The following is a 17,967-nucleotide window of genomic DNA, read 5'->3' on the forward strand; positions in this document are numbered from 1 at the left end:
CACCGCAGGAAAGCACCACGGAGCCGTACGCTGCACGCGCATGAAGGATCTCGGCAATCAGAGCGCGTACTGGGACGGCGCCGGAGCCACGAAGACGTTCACCCACCCCGTGAACCTCACCTGGCTGACCGAAGTCAACCGGACCGCGCGGATCCTGGACTACGGCTGCGGATACGGACGCGTCACCGCCGAACTGAGCGAACACGGCTTCTCCGACGTGTCCGGCGCGGACCCCTCTCCCACACTGATCGCACGCGCACGCCGACTGAGGCCGGACCTGCGGTTCACGGTCCTTTCGTCCCCACCGGAACTGCCATCCGAGCCCGAGACCTTCGATGTCGTCCTGCTGTTCGCCGTGCTGACCTGCATCCCGGACGACGACACCCAGCAAGCACTCTTCACCGAGCTCAACCGCCTCCTGACACCCGGCGGGCTGCTCTACGTCAGCGACATGGTCCTGCAGGACGACGAACGAAACCGGAATCGCTACGCCACCCACGCCAACCGGTTCAACACCCCTTACGGGGTGTTCACCACCGACGACGGCGCGGTCTGCCGACACCACGACATCTCTGAGCTGCACACCCTCCTGTCCGACTTCGACCTGGTGGACGAGCGCCCGATCAAGATCACCACGATGAACGGCCACCAGTCGCAGGCCGTGCAAATACTGGCCCGCAAGCGGTGAGGCTCGGTCACCTAGCAGGGAAATCGGGCCGACCCCCACATGCCTGCCCCGGCCACCTCACCATGGCCAACCGCGTGGCGACTGGCCTCGGCAAGACACACACCCTCGACGCGCTGTCCGTCGGCCACGCCCCAGGGCCGCCTCAATGTCTCGCACTGGCATCTGCGACTTCCACAGCGGGGCGACGGGTACGGCTACAGCACCCAGCGTGAAGCGTCTCCGCAAGCATCTCCAAAAAACAGTTGAGTCCGTCCCAGGAGCTTCTTAGGGTGGCGAGTACGCCGAAAGGAGGTGATCGGGTAAATGAGTGAAACCCGGACGCGCGAGGTGGCTGCGGGCTAGCGGCTCGCCACCACACGATGTGCGGTGCCGGACCAGAGTGTGCTCGAAACACTCAGCCGGCCCAATCCCAAGCAGTCACCCGACCCGCGAGCTCGCCGGTACGTCCGGCCGGCTTCTCCGCCGTCAGGCGGAGGGACCCGAGCTCGCGGGTCGTCTGCGTTTTCAGGGCCGGTAGGTCCCTGGGGCGTCAGGGGCTGAGGCGTTCCACGTGCCAGGTGCCGGCGGGGTCGGCGACGTAGCGGAGGCGGTCGTGGAGGCGGTTCTGGCGGCCCTGCCAGAACTCGACGGTCTGGGGCGCGATGCGGAAGCCGCCCCAGTGCGGGGGGACCGGGACCTGTTCGCCCTCGGGGTAGCGGGCGCTGAGCTCCGCGTAGGAGGCGTCGAGTTCGGCGCGGGAGTAGATGACCGTGGACTGGGCGCTGGCCCAGGCGCCGAGCTGGGAGCCGTGCGGACGGGTGCGGAAGTAGGCGGCGGTCTCGTCGCGGCCGGTGCGGCGGGCGGTGCCGGTGACGACGACCTGGCGGGCGATGGCGTGCCAGGGGAAGACCAGCGAGACGTACGGGTTCGCGGCGAGGTCCTGGGCCTTGCGAGAGTCGTAGTTGGTGTAGAAGACGAAGCCGCGGGTGTCGTACTGCTTCATGAGAACCGTTCGGGAGCTGGGGCGGCCCTCGGCGTCGGCGGTGGCGATGACCATCGCGTTGGGTTCGTAGATCATGCCGTCGGCGGCGGCCCGCGCGGCCTGTTCGAACCAGCGGGTGAACTGGTCCATGGGGTGTGCGGCCAGGTCGTGCTCTTCGAGGCCCTCGGCCCGGTAGTGCTTGCGCATCGCGGCGGGGTCGAGGATGGGTTCGTCGGAGGCGGCGGCGTCGCGGTCGGTCACGCGGTCATCTTGCCGTATGCACATATGGGGCCGGGGCACATGTGACGCATACCCATGGTGGCACTGAGTGCCGCTGGGCTCCCCATCTCTGGCACTCGGGGTTATGGTGCAGTTGCCTCCGCCTACACCCTTGAGGAGCCGCCCCATGTCGGACTTCGTGCCTGGGCTCGAAGGAGTCGTCGCGTTCGAGACGGAGATCGCCGAGCCGGACAAGGAGGGCGGCGCCCTGCGGTACCGGGGCGTCGACATCGAGGATCTGGTCGGGCACGTCTCGTTCGGGAACGTGTGGGGGCTGCTCGTCGACGGGGCGTTCAATCCTGGGCTGCCGCCGGCCGAGCCGTTCCCGATCCCCGTCCATTCGGGTGACATCCGGGTGGACGTGCAGTCGGCGCTCGCCATGCTGGCGCCGGTGTGGGGGCTGAAGCCGCTCCTGGACATCGATGCCGACCAGGCCCGGGAGGACCTGGCGCGGGCCGCGGTCATGGCGCTGTCGTACGTCGCCCAGTCGGCGCGCGGGCAGGGGCTGGCGATGGTGCCGCAGCGGGAGATCGACAAGGCGCACTCGGTGGTCGAGCGGTTCATGATCCGGTGGCGGGGGGAGCCGGATCCGAAGCATGTGGCGGCTGTGGACGCCTACTGGACGTCGGCTGCCGAGCACGGGATGAACGCGTCCACGTTCACGGCGCGGGTGATCGCCTCTACGGGTGCCGATGTCGCCGCGGCGCTGTCGGGTGCGGTGGGGGCCATGTCGGGGCCGCTGCACGGGGGTGCGCCGTCGCGGGTGCTCGGGATGATCGAGGAGATCGAGCGGACCGGGGACGCGGTGGGGTACGTCAAACGGGCGCTGGACCGTGGTGAGCGGCTGATGGGGTTCGGGCACCGGGTGTACCGGGCGGAGGATCCGCGGGCGCGGGTGTTGCGGCGGACGGCGCGGGAGCTGGGAGCGCCGCGGTTCGAGATCGCGGAGGCGTTGGAGAAGGCGGCGCTGGAGGAGCTGCACAATCGGCGGCCGGACCGGGTGCTGGCCACGAACGTGGAGTTCTGGGCGGCGATCATGCTGGACTTCGCGGAGGTGCCGGCGCACATGTTCACGTCGATGTTCACGTGTGCGAGGACCGCGGGGTGGTCGGCGCACATTCTTGAGCAGAAGCGGACGGGGCGGTTGGTGCGGCCGTCGGCGCGGTATGTGGGGCCGGGGGTGCGGAAGCCTCAGGACATCGGGGGGTTTGCGGATATCGCCCACTGAGGGGGCCGGCTGGGGTGCGTGAGCGACTGCGGGCGCATCGTGGCCGGTCGCGCAGTTCCTCCCCCAGCCTTCGGCCGGGGGTGCCCCCAGCGCCCCTGAAGGGGCGCTTCAGCCCAGCGTCTCGTCCAGCAGTGCCGCCCACTGGGCCACCACTCGCTCCCGTCGCGCCTTGTCGTCGGTCAGGAGGTTGGCCAGGCCCAGGCCCCGGGCCATGTCCAGGAGGCCCTGGACGGTTTCGCGGGTGCCGGGGCGGGTTTCGTCGGCGGCGAGGAGGTCGACGGCGATGCGGTGGGTCTCGCGGCCGACGCGGGCTTCGAGTTCGGTGACCCGGGGGCGGAGCTGGTCCTCGTTGGAGGCGGCGACCCAGAGATGGAGGGCGGCGCGGAAGAGGGGGCCGGTGAAGAGGTCGACGATGGCGGAGACGGCTGCCCGGCGGTCGCCGGTGGTGCCCTCGGGGAACAGGGCGCGCAGGGCCGTGGAGCGTTCCTCGGCGACGTATTCGACGGCGGCCGTGAAGAGGTCCTCGCGGGTCGGGAAGTGGTGCTGGGCTGCGCCCCGGGAGACGCCGGCGCGTTCGGCGACGACGGCGACGGTGGAGCCCGTCCAGCCGTGTTCGGCGAGGCAGGCCACGGCGGCTTCCAGGAGCCGCTGCCGGGTGGCCCGGCTGCGGTCCTGTTTCGGGGCGCGTTCCGCCGTGCTCACAACCGTGTTCACCGCCGTGCTCCCACCCGTGTTCACACCACCCACGCCGCGTCCCGTCGTTCGAGGAAGGCCGTCATCCCCTCGCGGGCCTGGTCGGAGGAGAAGAGCCTGGCCGAGAGTGCGGTGAGGGTGGCCGCGTCCCGGTCGAATGTCTCCAGCACCCTAGCCGTGAGCAGCTGTTTCGTCGCGGCCAGGGCCTGGGGTGCGGAGCGGCGGAGGCCGTCGAGGACGGGGGCGAGGGCGGTGTCGACGTCGTCGGCGGTGGTGGTGAGGAGGCCCAGGTGTACGGCCTCGGGCGGGGTGAAGCGTTCGCCGGTGAGGTAGTAGCGGGCGAGGGTGCGGGGGTCGGTGCGCGGGAGGAGGGGCAGGGAGATCACCGCGGGGGCGACGCCGATGCGTACCTCGGTGAAGGCGAAGGTGGACTCGGTGGAGGCGGCGGCGATGTCGCAGGCGGCGAGGAGGCCGAGGCCGCCCGCGCGGACGTGGCCGGTGACGCGGGCGACGACGGGCTTGGGCAGTTCGACGATCTGGCGGAGGAGGCCGACGAGCGCGTCGGGGTCGGGCGGGTCGCGCAGGTCGGCGCCGGCGCTGAACGTCGTACCGGTGTGGGTGAGGACGACGGCGCGGACGTCGGGGTCCTTGGCGCAGTCGGTGAGGGCCTCGGCGAGTCCGGCGACGAGGGCGGCGGACAGGGCGTTGCGGGTGGTGGTGGCGTCGAGGCTGAGGGTGGTGACGGCACGCGCGTGTGTCCGTCCGATCAGCGTTCCGATCGACGTCATGGGCGCTCCTCGGGTTCCGTGGTCTTGGTGAGGGCGCGCAGTTCGCGGCGGAGTATCTTCCCGGAGGCGGCGCGGGGCACTCCGGCGATGAAGGTGACCTTGCGGACGCGTTTGTAGGGCGCGACGCGTTCGGCGACGTAGAGCATGGTCTCGTTCTCGGTGAGGTCGTCGGCGGTGGGCCGGCGGACGACGAAGGCGTGCGGGATCTCGTTGCCGTCCTCGTTGTAGGCGCCGACGACGGCGGCGTCGGCGATGCCCGGGTGGGTGATCAGGAGGGCCTCCAGTTCGGCGGGGGCCACCTGGAAGCCCTTGTACTTGATGAGTTCCTTGACCCGGTCGACGATGTACAGCCAGCCGTCGGCGTCGACGTGGCCGACGTCGCCGGTGTGCAGCCAGCCGTCGGCGTCGATCATGTGGGCGGTGGCGTCGGGGCGGCCGAGGTAGCCCTTCATGACCTGGGGGCCGCGGATGGCGATCTCGCCGGGTTCGCCGATGCCGAGGTCCTTGTGCGGGTCGTCGAGGGAGACGATGCGCATCTCCGTGCCGGCGATGAGCTTGCCGACGGTGCCGGGCGGTGCCTCGCGCAGCGCGTCGAGGGGGACGATGTGGGTGCCGGGGGAGAGTTCCGTCATGCCGTAGGCCTGGCCGACGGGCGGCAGGCCGAGGCGTTGCCCGCCGGCGGTGGCGAGTTGTGCGTCCAGGGGTGCGGCGGCGCTCATGACGTACTTCAGGGAGGACAGGTCGTACTGCTCGACCAGTGGGTGCTTGGCGAGGGCGAGGACGATGGGCGGGGCGACCCACAGGCCGGTGATGCGGTGGTTCTGGATCGCGGCGAGGAAGGTCTCCAGCTCGAAGCGGGGCAGGACGACGACGGTGGCGCCTTTGCGCAGCGGCGCGTTCATGAGGGCGGTGAGGCCGTAGATGTGGAAGAACGGCAGGACGGCGAGGATGCGGTCGCCGGGGCCGGACGGGACGGAGACGTCCAGCTGGGCGAGGTTGGTGGCGATCTGCCGGTGGGTGAGCATCACGCCCTTGGGGACGCCGGTGGTGCCGGAGGAGTACGGCAGTGCGGCGACGTCCTCGACGGGGTCGATGTCGACCTGCGGTTCGGGGGCCTGGCTGGCCAGCATGTCGATGAGTGAGCGGTGTCCGGGTGCGCTGTCGCAGACGAAGATCTCCGCTACGCCGCCGGCGAGTTCGGCGGCCCGGCGGGCGGCTTCCAGGAGCGGTGACACGGTGACGATCCAGCGGGCCGCGGAGTCCCTGAGCTGTTTGGCGAACTCCTCGGGAGTGGCGAGCGGATGCACGGTGGTGACGGAGGCGCCCGCGCGCGTGGCCGCGTAGAAGGCCGTGGGGAAGGCGACGGTGTTGGGGCTGTGCAGGGCGAGTACGTCGCCCTTGCGGACGCCGGCCTCGGCGAGTGCGGCGGCGATCCGCCGGTGGAACCGGTCCAGTTGTGCGTAGGTGATGGTGGTGCCGTCGGTGCCGTCGATGAGGGCGGGCGCGTCGCCGAACTCGGCGGCCCCGCCGAGCACGGCGTCGTGGATGGGGAGTTCTACGGGCGGAACGTCTGCGTACTCGCTGCGGAACACGGTTCCTCCAAGGCGGCCTCGGGCCTCAGTACGGCCTGCGCAGGACCTGAGTGGGGCCTCAGTACGACTTGGGCAGGCCGAGGGTCTGGTGGGAGACGTAGTTGAGAATCATCTCCCTGCTCACCGGAGCAATACGAGCCACGCGCGCGGCCGTTATCAACGAGGCGAGCCCGAATTCCCGCGTGAGTCCGTTGCCGCCGAGGGTGTGCACGGCCTGGTCGACGGCCCGCACGCAGGCCTCGCCTGCCGCGTACTTCGCCATGTTGGCGGCCTCGCCTGCGCCGATGTCGTCGCCCGCGTCGTAGAGGTGGGCCGCCTTCTGCATCATGAGGCGGGCGAGTTCGAGGTCGATGTGTGCCTGGGCGAGGGGGTGGGCGACGGCCTGGTGGGCGCCGATGGGGGTTTTCCAGACGGTACGGTCGCGCGCGTACTCGATCGCTTTGGAGAGCGCATAGCGGCCCATGCCGATCGCGAACGCGGCCGTCATGATGCGCTCCGGGTTGAGGCCGGCGAAGAGCTGGAGGAGTCCCGCGTCCTCGTCGCCGACGAGGGCGTCGGCGGGCAGTCGTACGTCGTCCAGGGTCAGTTCGAACTGCTTTTCGGCCGCGTTGAGTTCCATGTCGATGAGGCGTTTCTGGAACCCCTCGGCGTCCGTGGGGACGATGAACAGGCAGGGCTTGAGGCGTCCGGTGCGGGCGTCCTCGGTGCGGCCGACGATCAGGACGGCGTCGGCCATGTCGACGCCGGAGATGAAGACCTTGCGGCCGGTGAGGAGCCAGTCGCCGCTCGCCGGGTCGCGGCGGGCGGTGGTGGTGATGCGGTGGGAGTTGGAGCCGGCGTCGGGTTCGGTGATGCCGAAGGCCATGAGGCGGGTGCCGTCGGAGAGGCCGGGCAGCCAGGCCCGCTTCTGTTCGTCGGTGCCGAAGCGGGCGATCACGGTGCCGCAGATCGCGGGCGATACGACGAGCATGAGGAGCGGGGAGCCCGCGGCGCCGAGCTCTTCCAGGACGATGGAGAGTTCGGCGATGCCGCCGCCTCCGCCGCCGTGCTCCTCCGGAAGGTTGACACCGAGGTAGCCGAGCTTGCCGGCCTCCTGCCAGAGCTCGGTCGGGGGGCGGCCTTCGGCGATCGTGCGGGTGATGTAGTCGCGGCCGTACTTCGCGCCGAGGGCGGCTACCGCTGCGCGGAGTGCCCTGTGTTCGTCGGTTTCGATTTGGGGGCTCATGGTGGCTCCTTCGGGTGCGGGTGCGTCGTGGCTGGTCGCGCGGTTCCTCCCCCAGCCTTCGGCCGGGGGTACCCCCAACGGCCCTAAAGGGGCGCTTGTACTACCGCCAGCAGGGAGCCGGGCTCCACCTGTTGGCCGAGCACCACTCGCAGCTCGCTCAGCGTGCCCGTGACCGGCGCTGTGATCTGGTGCTGCATCTTCATCGCCTCCAGCCAGAGGAGGGGCTGGCCGGCCTCCACCGTCGCCCCCACCTCCAGCCCCTCCGCCATCCGTACGACCGTTCCCGGCATCGGTGCCAGCAGCGACCCCGGTGCCAACTGAGCCTTGGCGTCGGGGAAGCGGGGCAGGGCGGTGAGGGGCGTGTTGTTGACGTGGATCCGGTCGCCGTACCGCGCCACCTCGAACTTGCGGTGTACGCCGTCGATGTCGAGTACGACGAGACGCGCGCCGGCGTGCACGACCCGTACGCCCTCTGCCGTGAGGCCTTCGCGGGTGTGCCGGTAGCGGGCCTCGTGCTCCTCGCCTGCCATCAGGTAGCGCTTGGTCTGGGGCTGGGAGGGCAGGTTGCGCCAGCCGCCGAAGGGGGAGCGGCCGTGGGCGTCGGCCAGGGCGGCGGCGAGGGGGGCGTGCGGGTCGGCGGTGGGCGCCGTCAGTTCGGTGAGGTGGCGGTCGTAGAAGCCGGTGTCCATGCGGGCCGTCGCGAACTCCTCGTGGCGCAGGGAGCGGACGAGGAGGTCGCGGTTGGTGGTGGGTCCGTGCAGGGTGGCCTGGTCGAGGGCGTGGGCCAGTTTGCGCAGGGCCTCGGCGCGGGTGGGGGCGTGGGCGACGGCTTTCGCGAGCATCGCGTCGTAGTGCACGCCGATCTCGTCGCCGTCGGTGTAGCCGGTGTCCAGGCGGACGCTGTCCGGTACGGCGAGGCGGTGCAGGGTGCCGGTCTGCGGGGCCCAGTCGCGGGCGGGGTCCTCGGCGTAGAGGCGGGCCTCGATCGCGTGGCCACGCGCGCGTGGGGCGTCGAGGGGGAGGGTGTGGCCCTCGGCGACGCGGATCTGTTCGGCGACGAGGTCGAGGCCGAACACGGCTTCGGTGACGGGGTGTTCCACCTGGAGGCGGGTGTTCATCTCCAGGAAGTGCGCCTTGCCGTCGGCGACGAGGAACTCGACGGTGCCCGCGCCGGCGTAGGCGACGGAGCGCGCGGCGCGCACGGCCAGTGCGTGCAGCTCCTTCACCAGGCCCTCGGGGAGCCCGGGTGCCGGTGCCTCCTCGATGACCTTCTGGTGCCTGCGCTGGAGTGAGCAGTCGCGGGTGCCGAGCGGCCAGACCGTGCCGTGCGTGTCGGCGAGGATCTGCACCTCCACATGGCGGCCGTGCTCGATGTAGGGCTCGACGAAGACCTCGCCGTCGCCGAAGGCGCTGGCGGCCTCGGCGCGCGCGCCCTCCAGCGCGGCGGCCAGTTCGTCGAGGCGGCGCACGACGCGCATGCCGCGCCCGCCGCCGCCGGCGGCCGCCTTGACGAGTACCGGCAGGTCGGCGTCGGTGACCTCGCCGAGCGGGGCGATTCCCATGAGCTCCTTGGCACGGGTCTTGGACGCCATCGCCTCGATCGCCTCCGGGGGCGGCCCGATCCAGACCAGGCCGGCGTCGATGACGGCGCGCGCGAAGTCGGCGTTCTCGGAGAGGAATCCGTACCCGGGGTGCACGGCGTCCGCGCCGGCGCTCACGGCGGCCTTCACCACCAGGTCGCCGCGCAGGTAGGTGTCGGCGGGCGTGGCGCCCGGCAGCCGTACGGCGGTGTCGGCCACGCGCGCGTGGAGCGCGTTCTCGTCGGCGTCCGAGTGCACGGCGACCGTGCGGATGCCGAGTCCGGCGCAGGTGCGGAAGATCCGGCAGGCGATCTCGCCGCGGTTGGCGACGAGCAGGGTGGAAATCACGTGGTCCCTCACATCCGGAAGACGCCGAAGCCGCCGCGTGCGCCTTCGTAGGGGGCGGTGTGGATGGCGGACAGGCACAGGCCGAGGACGGTGCGGGTGTCGCGCGGGTCGATGACGCCGTCGTCGTACAGCCGCCCGGACAGGAACTTGGGCAGGGACTCGGCCTCGATCTGCTGCTCGACCATGGCGCGCAGGGCCGCGTCGCCGTCCTCGTCGTAGGGCCGGCCCTTCGCGGCGGCCGACTGGCGGGCGACGATCGAGAGCACGCCGGCGAGCTGCTGCGGGCCCATGACGGCCGACTTGGCGCTGGGCCAGGCGAACAGGAAGCGGGGGTCGTAGGCGCGTCCGCACATGCCGTAGTGGCCGGCGCCGTAGGAGGCGCCCATGAGGACGGAGAGGTGCGGGACGCGGCTGTTGCTGACCGCGTTGATCATCATCGCGCCGTGCTTGATGATGCCGCCCTGCTCGTACTCCTTGCCGACCATGTAGCCGGTGGTGTTGTGGAGGAAGAGGAGGGGGATGTCGCGCTGGTTGGCCAGCTGGATGAACTGGGCGGCCTTCTGGGACTCCTGGCTGAACAACACACCCTGGGCGTTCGCCAGGATGCCGACCGGGTAGCCGTGCAGGCTCGCCCAGCCGGTCGCGAGGCTGCTGCCGTACAGCGGCTTGAACTCGTCGAAGTCGGAGGCGTCGACGAGCCGGGCGATCACCTCGCGGGGGTCGAAGGGGATCTTCAGGTCCTCCGGGACGATGCCGAGAAGGTCGTGGGCCGGGTACTTGGGGGGTTCCGCCGGGCCGGGGTCGGGGTGGGCCTTGCGGTGGTTGAGGCGGGCCACCACGCGGCGTGCCTGGCGGAGCGCGTCCGGTTCGTCGACGGCGAAGTAGTCGGCGAGGCCCGACACGCGCGCGTGCATCTCCGCGCCGCCCAGGGACTCGTCGTCGCTCTCCTCGCCGGTGGCCATCTTCACCAGGGGCGGTCCGCCGAGGAAGACCTTCGCGCGCTCCTTGACCATGATCACGTGGTCGGACATGCCGGGGATGTAGGCGCCTCCGGCCGTCGAGTTGCCGAAGACGACGGCGATCGTGGGGATGCCCGCGGCAGAGAGCCGGGTGAGGTCGCGGAAGACGGCGCCGCCCGGGATGAAGATCTCCTTCTGGGAGGGCAGGTCGGCGCCGCCGGACTCGACGAGGCTGATGCAGGGCAGCCGGTTGGCGAGGGCGATGTCGTTGGCGCGCAGGGCCTTCTTCAGCGACCAGGGGTTGCTGGCGCCGCCGCGCACGGTCGGGTCGTTGGCGGTGATGAGGCACTCCACGCCCTCGACGACCCCGATGCCGGTGACCAGCGAGGCGCCGACGGCGTACTCGCTGCCCCAGGCGGCCAGCGGGGACAGCTCCAGGAAGGGCGTGTCGGGGTCGAGGAGGAGTTCGATGCGCTCGCGGGCGAGGAGCTTGCCGCGCCCCCGGTGCCGTTCGACGTACTTGGCGCCGCCGCCCGCGAGGGCCTTGGCGTGCTCGGCCTCCAGGTCGGCGAGCCTGGCGAGCATGGCGTCGCGGTTCGCCCGGTGGTCGGGGGTGTGCGTGTCGAGGGTGGTCTCGATGACCGTCACAGCAGGGCCTCCGGGATGTCCAGGTGGCGGGAGCGGAGCCATTCGCCGAGGGCCTTGGCCTGGGGGTCGAAACGGTGTTGGGCGGCCGCACCCTCGCCGAGGATGCCCTCGACGGTGAAGTTGAGGGCGCGCAGGTGGGGGAGCAGGTGCCGGGTGACCGGCAACTCGGCGGTCTCCGGGAGGAGACGGCGGAAGGTGTCCACGGTCAGGGTGTGCGCGAGCCAGCGCCACGCCTCGTCCGAGCGCACCCACAGGCCGACGTTGGCGTTCCCGCCCTTGTCCCCGCTGCGGGCCCCGGCGACGAGCCCGAGGGGCGCCCGCCGGGTGGGGCCGGCGGCGGGGAGCGGCTCGGGCAGGGGTGGTGCGGGCGGGTCCTGGAGTACGAGGGTGTCCTGGGCCGGCGGCACGGGGATCCGTCGTCCGTCATGGAGGACGGCCACATGGGGCACGTCGCCATGGGGGACGTACACATCCTCGAAGACCCCGTAGGGTGCGCCCTTCCCGGGTGGGGCGAGCACATGGAAGCCGGGGTAGCTGGCGAGCGCCAGTTCCACGGCGGCGCCGGTCAGCGCCCGGCCCACGGTCTCCTGGTCCCGGTCCCGTACGACGAGCCGGAGCAGCGCGCTGGCCGTCTCCTCGGTGGCCGCGTCGGGGCGGTCGGTGCGGATCAGCTCCCACGTGGTGCCGGACGGCGGCGACTTGGCGAGGGCGTCGGCCATCTGCTCCCGCACCAGCGCGGCCTTCGCCTCGATGTCGAGCCCGGTGAGCACGAAGACGACCTCGTTGCGGAAGCCGCCCAGCCGGTTGCGGCCGACCTTGAGGGTCGGGGGCGGGGCCTCGCCCCGGACCCCCTCGATCCGTACCCGGTCCGGGCCGTCCTGGCTGAGCCGGACGCTGTCCAGGCGGGCGGTGACGTCGGGGCCCGCGTAGCGGGCGCCGCCGGTCTCGTAGAGGAGCTGGGCGGTCACCGTGCCGACGTCCACGAAGCCGCCGGTGCCGGGGTGCTTGGTGATGACACAGCTGCCGTCCTCGTGGAGTTCGGCGAGCGGGAACCCGGGGCGTCTCAGGTCGCGGCCGGCCCCGGCGCCGGCTCCCGCAGCGGCTCCTGCGTCCGCGAAGAAGGCGTAGTTGCCGCCGGTGGCCTGGGTCCCGCACTCCAGGACGTGCCCGGCGACGACGGCGCCGGCGAGCCGGTCGTACTCCCCCGGCTCCCAGCCGAAGTGGGCGGCGGCGGGCCCGGTGACCAGGGCCGCGTCGGTGACCCGGCCGGTGACCACGATGTCGGCGCCGGCCCGCAGGCACGCGGCGATCCCGAAGCCGCCGAGGTAGGCGTGGGCGGCGAGGCTGCCCGGGTGGGCGGCGGTGAGGTCGTCGCCCTCCACATGTGCGACGCGCACGGGTATGCCGAGCCGGTCGGCCAGCTGCCGTACGGCGTCGGCGAGTCCGGCCGGGTTGAGGCCGCCGGCGTTGGTGACGATCCGCACGCCCCGCTCCTGGGCCAGTCCCAGGCAGTCCTCCAGCTGGCGCAGGAAGGTGCGGGCGTATCCGGCGCCGGGGTCCTTGAGCCGGTCGCGGCCCAGGATGAGCATGGTCAGCTCGGCGAGGTAGTCGCCGGTGAGGACGTCGAGCTCGCCGCCGGTGAGCATCTCGCGCAGCGCGTCGAAGCGGTCGCCGTAGAAGCCGGAGGCGTTGCCTATGCGCAGGGTCACGGGGTGCCGCCCTTCGGGGTGCGGCCGGGGCCGGGCGGGCCCGCGAAGGCCTGGGCGACGTCCAGCCAGCGGTCGGCGTCCGGGCCGGCGGCTTCGAGGGCGAGGTCGGCGCGGTGGGCGCGCTGGGTGACCAGGAGGCAGAAGTCGAGGGCCGGGCCGGTGACCCGGTCGTCGGCGTCCTCGGGGCCGTACGCCCACAGTTCGCCGGACGGGGCGGTCAGTTCGACGCGGAACTCCTCGAACGGCACGGGCAGTCCGTGCACGCCGAAGGCGAAGTCGCGGGTGCGGACGCCGAGTCGGGCGATGTGCCGGAGCCGGTCGGTGGGGGTGCGGGTCACGCCCAGCGCGTCGGCGATGTCCAGGCCGTGCGCCCAGGTCTCCATCAGCCGGGCGGTGGCCATGGAGGCGACCGACATAGGGGGGCCGTACCAGGGGAAACGGGCCCGTGCGGGCGCCGCGCGCAGCGCCCGGTCCAGGGCCTCGCGCCCGGCCCGCCAGTCGGCCAGCAACCGGGCGGGGGGCTTGGCCGCGCCTTCCTCCGCCCCGTTGTCCACGAAGTCCCCGGGTTGGGCCAGCGCCTTCTCGACCTCGCGGGAGAAGGCGTCCTGATCGGTCACGGCCAGCAGCGAGGAGTGGTCGGTCCAGGCAAGGTGGGCGATCTGGTGGGCGACGGTCCAGCGGGGCGCGGGGGTGGCGAGAGCCCACTGCTCGGTTCCCAACTCGGCTACCAGCCGGTCGAGTTCCGCACTCTCCTCACGCAGGTCGTCGATGACGGGCGTCGGATCGGACATGGGGGGGAGCATGGCAGCGGGGCCGGAAACAATCAAGCACGCTTGCATGAATTTGGGAGAGCCGCGGCCGGCTCTCCTTGGCGACATCTGGAGTCACCCTGGGGCAATCCTTGGCACAAGCCGTCGTGGCAGGGGGACCGCATGCCATATGTTCGATGCGAACATCCGGCGATGGAGTGATGTGTGAGGCGTGCGGGGCGTGCGGAGGACAGATGAACTCGCCGTAGGGGCGCGGACGACCGGGGCGCGGACGACCGCCGTCGTGGCACCCCCGGCAGGCGGGCCAGGCGGCTACCCGGTGGACGCGGGCATCGAGGACGCGCCCCCGCGTGAACCTCCCCGCTTCTGGCCCCTTCTCCTCGTGGCCGCCGCCGTCCTGCCCGGGACCGCGCTCTTCCTCGCGGGCCAGGGCGTCAGCAAGGCCGCGCTGCAGGCCTGGCAGACGGTGTGCCTCGCCGTGATCGTGCAGGCGACACCGTTTCTGCTGCTCGGTACGGCGCTGTCGGGGGCGATCAACGCGTTCGTACCGGAGCGGGTGTTCACCCGGCTGCTGCCGAAGCGGCCCGCGCTCGCGGTTCCGGTCGCCGGGGTCGCCGGGGTCGTGCTGCCAGGGTGTGAGTGCGCGTCGGTGCCGGTGGCGAACAGCCTGATCGGGCGTGGGGTCACCCCGGCCGCCGCGTTCGCGTTCCTGCTCTCCGCGCCCGCCATCAACCCGGTCGTGCTGACCGCCACCGCCATCGCCTTCCCCGGCACCCCCCTCATGGTGCTGGCCCGGCTGCTCGCCTCTCTGGTCACCGCGGCCGTGATGGGCTGGCTGTGGCTCTGGCTGGGCCGGGAGGAGTGGCTGCGGCCCGCCGTACGGCACACCGGGCACCAGCCGGGGCACAACCGCTGGACGGAGTTCCGGCGCGGCTTCCAGCACGACTTCCTCCAGGCCGGCGGTTTCCTGGTGGTCGGCGCCATGGCCGCGGCCACCTTCAACGTGGCCGTACCGCGGTCGGTCCTCGACACCTTCTCCGGTTCGCCCTGGCTGTCGGTGCTGTTCCTGGCCGCGCTGGCGGTCATCCTCGCGGTGTGCTCGGAGGCGGACGCGTTCGTGGCGTCCTCGCTCACCGGTTTCTCGCCCACCGCCCGGCTGGCGTTCATGGTGGTCGGCCCCATGGTGGACCTCAAGCTGATCGCGCTGCAGGCGGGCACGTTCGGGCGGGCCTTCGCCGCCCGCTTCTCGACCGCCACGACGGTCGTCGCGGTCCTGTGCAGTGTGCTGGTCGGAGGAGCGCTGCTGTGAGACGTCCGCTTCAGGTGACCCTGCTGGTCCTCAGCGGCCTCGGCCTGCTGCACGCCTCCCTCTTCACCGACCTGTGCCTGCGCTACGTCAAGCCCGGGATGCGGCCGCTGCTGATCGCGTCCGGGTTCGTGCTGCTGGTGCTGGGCATCGTGGAGGCGGCGATGCGGGAAGGACGGGACGCGCGGAAGGGGCACGGCAGGCACGGTGGCCACGCACATGGCGCCCACGCACATGTCGCCGGACCACACGAGGAGCCGGAGGAGCACCACGGTCACGACCACTCGACCGTCCCCCGGGTCGCCTGGCTGCTCCTGCTCCCCGCGCTGAGTCTGCTCTTCTACGCCCCGCCGGCGCTCGGCGCGTACACCGCGGCCCGGCAGCCCGCCAAGGTCATCGCGGAGCAGGACGGCTTCGATCCGCTGCCGAAGACCTCGCCGCTGCCCATCACGCTCACGGACTTCACCACGCGGGTGCAGCAGGACCGCTCGCTGGCCATCAAGGCGCGGACGGTGGAGATGAGCGGGCTGGTCACGCCCGTCGCGGGGGGCGGGAGCTGGGACCTGACCCGGATCATCATCTCCTGCTGCGCGGCCGACGCGCAGTCCGTGAAGGTGCGGATCTACAGCGACAGCATCCCGGCCGCCAACACCTGGGTGTCCGTCACCGGGAACTGGCATCCCGGCGGGAAGCTGGGCACGAAGTCCGCGCCGGTCGCGCTGGACGCCCAGACCGTGAAGAAGATCCAGCGCCCGGCGAACGGCTATCAGGACGCGCTGCCGTTCCCGTCGGGCTGAGTGCCGACGACCGGCTCCGGCTGGACGGCGGCGACCGCCGGCTCCGGCTGGGCGGCGACCACCGGTTTCCGGCCGCGTCCCACCTGGGAGCGGACCGCGCCGATGCTCGCCGCGATGACGAGGGCGACGGCGGCCGCCTGGGTCGCCGACAGGGCCTGGCCGAGGACGAGGAAGCCGGCGGTGGCGGCGATGGCCGGTTCCAGGCTCATGAGGACGGCGAAGGTGTGCGCGGGAAGGCGGCGCAGGGCGAGGAGTTCGAGGGTGTAGGGCAGAACCGAGGAGAGGACCGCGACCGACGAGCCGAGGGCGACGGTGGTCGGGTCCAGGAGCCTGCTGCCGGCTCCGGCGATGCCCAGGGGGAGGAACAGCAGGGCCGCGACCGCCATGGCCAGGGCCAGACCGTCGGCCTGCGGGAAACGGCGGCCGGTGCGGGCGCTGAAGATGATGTAGGTGGCCCACATGGCGCCGGCGCCCAGGGCCAGGCCGACACCCACGGGGTCGAGGCCGCTGAAGTCCCCGCCGCCGAGCAGGAAGACACCGCCCAGCGCCAGTCCCGCCCAGAGGGCGTTGATCAGGCGCCGGGAGGCCAGCACGGACAGGGCGAGCGGCCCGAGCACCTCGAGGGTGACGGCGAGGCCCAGCGGGATGCGGTCGACGGCCTCGTAGAAGAGGCCGTTCATCGCGCCCATGGTGATGCCGAAGACGATCACCGTGCCCCAGTCGGTGCGGGAGTGGCCGCGCAGCCGCGGCCGGCAGACGACGAGCAGGATCACCGCGGCCGCGAGCAGCCGCAGGGTCACCACGCCGAGCGCGCCCGCCCGGGGCATCAGGGTCACCGCGAGGGCCCCGCCGAACTGCACGGAGATCCCTCCGGCCAGCACCAGCCCGACGGGCCCGAGCGAGCCGAACCGGCCCGGTGCGCCGGTGGCGCCGGTGGCGGCGGGCGCGGACACCGAAGCGACCGTGGGCGTCGACGTCGGCTGTGAGGTGCTGGGGGTGGTCACGGGCGGTCCAGGAGAGTCGCTGTTCATTACGATGCACTTCTCAGTCCAGGGTAATGGACTCTGACAGGCGCGTGAACCCTTTATGGGGCTGTCCTGGATGGTGAGATGCCGAGGCGTCGAGGCGTCGAGGCGTCGACGGTACCCAGGGCGTCGGTTGGAACGGCCCTGAGCGCCGAGGCCCCGGGACGGCTGATTGCCGTACCGGGGCCCCGGGACATGCGGTGGCTCGCTCACGATCCGCCTTGTCTTACCGCGAGCTGGCCCCGAGGACGACACGTTCGGCCTCGCCCCCTTTGCAGGGCGAGGCCGAACGGCAGTGAAACGAATCTTCAAGCGGCGCCGGAGACTACTTCACGTCGACGTAGTCGCCGGTCGCCGTCGAGGCGCCGGTGGTGGCGTTGGTGGCGAACGAGTAGCGGTAGTAGCCGTCGACGGTGGCCTTGGAGGTGGTCTTGAGGGCACCGCCGGTACCGGCGGTGATGGTCTTGAGGGTGGTGTAGGTGGTGCTGCCCTTCTTGCGGAACTGCAGCTGCACCTTCTGCGACGCGTAGCCGGAGTACTTGCCGGTGTTCCAGTCGGCGCGCGTCAGCTTGCCGGTGACGGTGATGGTCTTGCCCTTCTTCACCGGCTCCGGGGTGGCGTCGACGGTCAGCTTGGAGGCCTTCTTGATCTTGCCGGTGCCGATGTTGTCGTCAAAGCTGGCGCTGGCATTGAGGTCGTAGCCGCCGATGGCGAGCTTCCAGGTGCCGGCGGCGCCGTTGTTCTTCATGTCGGTGGCCGCGTGGATGTTGAAGACGGCCTTGCAGCTGTAGACGCCGGTCTGGGTGGTCGACTCGGTGCAGATCGGGTCGTCGTCGGTGCCCAGGGCGCCGGTGATGGTGTCCGTGCTGGAGGGGTCGGTGCCCTGCCAGAGGAAGGCCTCGGTGAGCGCGACGCCGCTGGAGCTGGTGGCGGTGTAGGTCGCGGTGACGGACTTGTTGGTGGTGGTGCCGAGGACGATGTCCTTGCCGCCGTTGACGACACCCTTCGAGAAGGTGATGGTCCCGATCCCGGTCTTCGGCCGGACGGTCTGCGCGGAGTTCGCCGCGTGCCCGGCGTGCGCGGACCTCACGGAGAAGGAGCTGAGCTGCGCCTTCGCGCTCGGGCTCGACGCCGCCTGGGCGGCCACCGGAACAGCGAGCGCGGACAGTGCGACCGCACCGGACAGAGCGGTGGCCGCGACACGTATACGCATGTGAATCCCCCTCGGATCGCGAGGGGCCCGGCGAGTCGCCCCGGCCGGGCCCATTGGCGTACGCAGCCTACGAACAACATGGAGAATTCTTGAAGATCCATTGTGCAATAGGTGTGTAACAAGGCTGATGTGACGGACACTCACCAGAGGTGCGGCCT

General features: G+C 71.6%; 15 protein-coding genes. 4 read left to right on the plus strand and 11 right to left on the minus strand.

The annotated features are described in order from the left end of the window. The first annotated feature begins 40 nt into the window (after positions 1 to 40). Positions 41 to 688, plus strand: coding sequence for a class I SAM-dependent methyltransferase (locus ACFY6U_RS26160; protein WP_390041992.1), 648 nt, complete (start codon positions 41 to 43; stop codon positions 686 to 688). A gap of 529 nt (positions 689 to 1,217) precedes the next feature. Here ACFY6U_RS26160 and pdxH read toward each other — a convergent pair. Next, positions 1,218 to 1,910: a pyridoxamine 5'-phosphate oxidase gene (gene pdxH / locus ACFY6U_RS26165; protein WP_390041994.1), complete on the minus strand. Its 693-nt coding sequence runs from the start codon at positions 1,908 to 1,910 to the stop codon at positions 1,218 to 1,220. Between the two features lie 145 nt (positions 1,911 to 2,055). On the opposite strand from pdxH, the gene ACFY6U_RS26170 reads away from it, so the two are divergent. Continuing rightward, positions 2,056 to 3,156 (plus strand): citrate synthase 2, encoded by a 1,101-nt coding sequence (locus ACFY6U_RS26170; RefSeq protein ID WP_294003455.1) that lies wholly within the window; start codon positions 2,056 to 2,058, stop codon positions 3,154 to 3,156. 108 nt (positions 3,157 to 3,264) lie between these two features. On the opposite strand, the gene ACFY6U_RS26175 is transcribed toward ACFY6U_RS26170, so the two are convergent. From ACFY6U_RS26175 to ACFY6U_RS26210, 8 genes are all read right to left on the minus strand, one after another. Further along, the gene (locus tag ACFY6U_RS26175) at positions 3,265 to 3,870 is read right to left on the minus strand and encodes a TetR/AcrR family transcriptional regulator (RefSeq protein WP_390041996.1); all 606 of its coding nucleotides are present in this window, start codon (positions 3,868 to 3,870) and stop codon (positions 3,265 to 3,267) included. 20 nt (positions 3,871 to 3,890) lie between these two features. Continuing rightward, positions 3,891 to 4,637 (minus strand): enoyl-CoA hydratase family protein, encoded by a 747-nt coding sequence (locus tag ACFY6U_RS26180; RefSeq protein ID WP_390041997.1) that lies wholly within the window; start codon positions 4,635 to 4,637, stop codon positions 3,891 to 3,893. After that, the gene (locus tag ACFY6U_RS26185; protein ID WP_390041999.1) at positions 4,634 to 6,229 is read right to left on the minus strand and encodes a 4-coumarate--CoA ligase family protein; all 1,596 of its coding nucleotides are present in this window, start codon (positions 6,227 to 6,229) and stop codon (positions 4,634 to 4,636) included. Before ACFY6U_RS26185 ends, ACFY6U_RS26180 begins: the two co-directional genes overlap by 4 nt. A 58-nt stretch (positions 6,230 to 6,287) precedes the next feature. After that, entirely contained in the window at positions 6,288 to 7,454 is a 1,167-nt protein-coding gene (locus ACFY6U_RS26190) for an acyl-CoA dehydrogenase family protein (RefSeq protein WP_390042001.1), read from the minus strand. A gap of 83 nt (positions 7,455 to 7,537) precedes the next feature. Continuing rightward, a complete protein-coding gene (locus ACFY6U_RS26195; RefSeq protein ID WP_390042003.1) occupies positions 7,538 to 9,382 on the minus strand; it encodes an acetyl/propionyl/methylcrotonyl-CoA carboxylase subunit alpha in 1,845 nt (614 codons plus the stop codon). 8 nt (positions 9,383 to 9,390) lie between these two features. After that, the gene (locus ACFY6U_RS26200; RefSeq protein ID WP_390042005.1) at positions 9,391 to 10,989 is read right to left on the minus strand and encodes an acyl-CoA carboxylase subunit beta; all 1,599 of its coding nucleotides are present in this window, start codon (positions 10,987 to 10,989) and stop codon (positions 9,391 to 9,393) included. Beyond that, a complete protein-coding gene (locus ACFY6U_RS26205) occupies positions 10,986 to 12,698 on the minus strand; it encodes an acyclic terpene utilization AtuA family protein (protein WP_390042007.1) in 1,713 nt (570 codons plus the stop codon). Before ACFY6U_RS26205 ends, ACFY6U_RS26200 begins: the two co-directional genes overlap by 4 nt. Beyond that, positions 12,695 to 13,489 (minus strand): TIGR03084 family metal-binding protein, encoded by a 795-nt coding sequence (locus tag ACFY6U_RS26210; RefSeq protein ID WP_390042009.1) that lies wholly within the window; start codon positions 13,487 to 13,489, stop codon positions 12,695 to 12,697. Before ACFY6U_RS26210 ends, ACFY6U_RS26205 begins: the two co-directional genes overlap by 4 nt. A gap of 199 nt (positions 13,490 to 13,688) precedes the next feature. Between ACFY6U_RS26210 and ACFY6U_RS26215 the strand changes: the two genes are divergently transcribed. Together ACFY6U_RS26215 and ACFY6U_RS26220 are read left to right on the plus strand one after the other, a co-directional pair. Then, positions 13,689 to 14,777, plus strand: coding sequence for a permease (locus ACFY6U_RS26215; RefSeq protein WP_390042010.1), 1,089 nt, complete (start codon positions 13,689 to 13,691; stop codon positions 14,775 to 14,777). Next, positions 14,774 to 15,571 carry a TIGR03943 family putative permease subunit gene (locus ACFY6U_RS26220; RefSeq protein ID WP_390042012.1) on the plus strand — a complete coding sequence of 266 codons (798 nt, stop codon included), beginning with the start codon at positions 14,774 to 14,776 and terminating at the stop codon, positions 15,569 to 15,571. The genes ACFY6U_RS26215 and ACFY6U_RS26220 overlap by 4 nt, the downstream gene beginning before the upstream one ends. On the opposite strand, the gene ACFY6U_RS26225 is transcribed toward ACFY6U_RS26220, so the two are convergent. Together ACFY6U_RS26225 and ACFY6U_RS26230 are read right to left on the minus strand one after the other, a co-directional pair. Beyond that, entirely contained in the window at positions 15,541 to 16,575 is a 1,035-nt protein-coding gene (locus ACFY6U_RS26225) for a DMT family transporter (protein WP_390042014.1), read from the minus strand. The genes ACFY6U_RS26220 and ACFY6U_RS26225 overlap by 31 nt on opposite strands. A 346-nt stretch (positions 16,576 to 16,921) precedes the next feature. Next, positions 16,922 to 17,809, minus strand: coding sequence for a hypothetical protein (locus tag ACFY6U_RS26230; protein WP_390042016.1), 888 nt, complete (start codon positions 17,807 to 17,809; stop codon positions 16,922 to 16,924). Between the last annotated feature and the right edge of the window lie 158 nt (positions 17,810 to 17,967).

The sequence above is a fragment of the Streptomyces sp. NPDC013157 genome, from assembly GCF_042899865.1.
Taxonomy (GTDB): Bacteria; Actinomycetota; Actinomycetes; order Streptomycetales; family Streptomycetaceae; genus Streptomyces.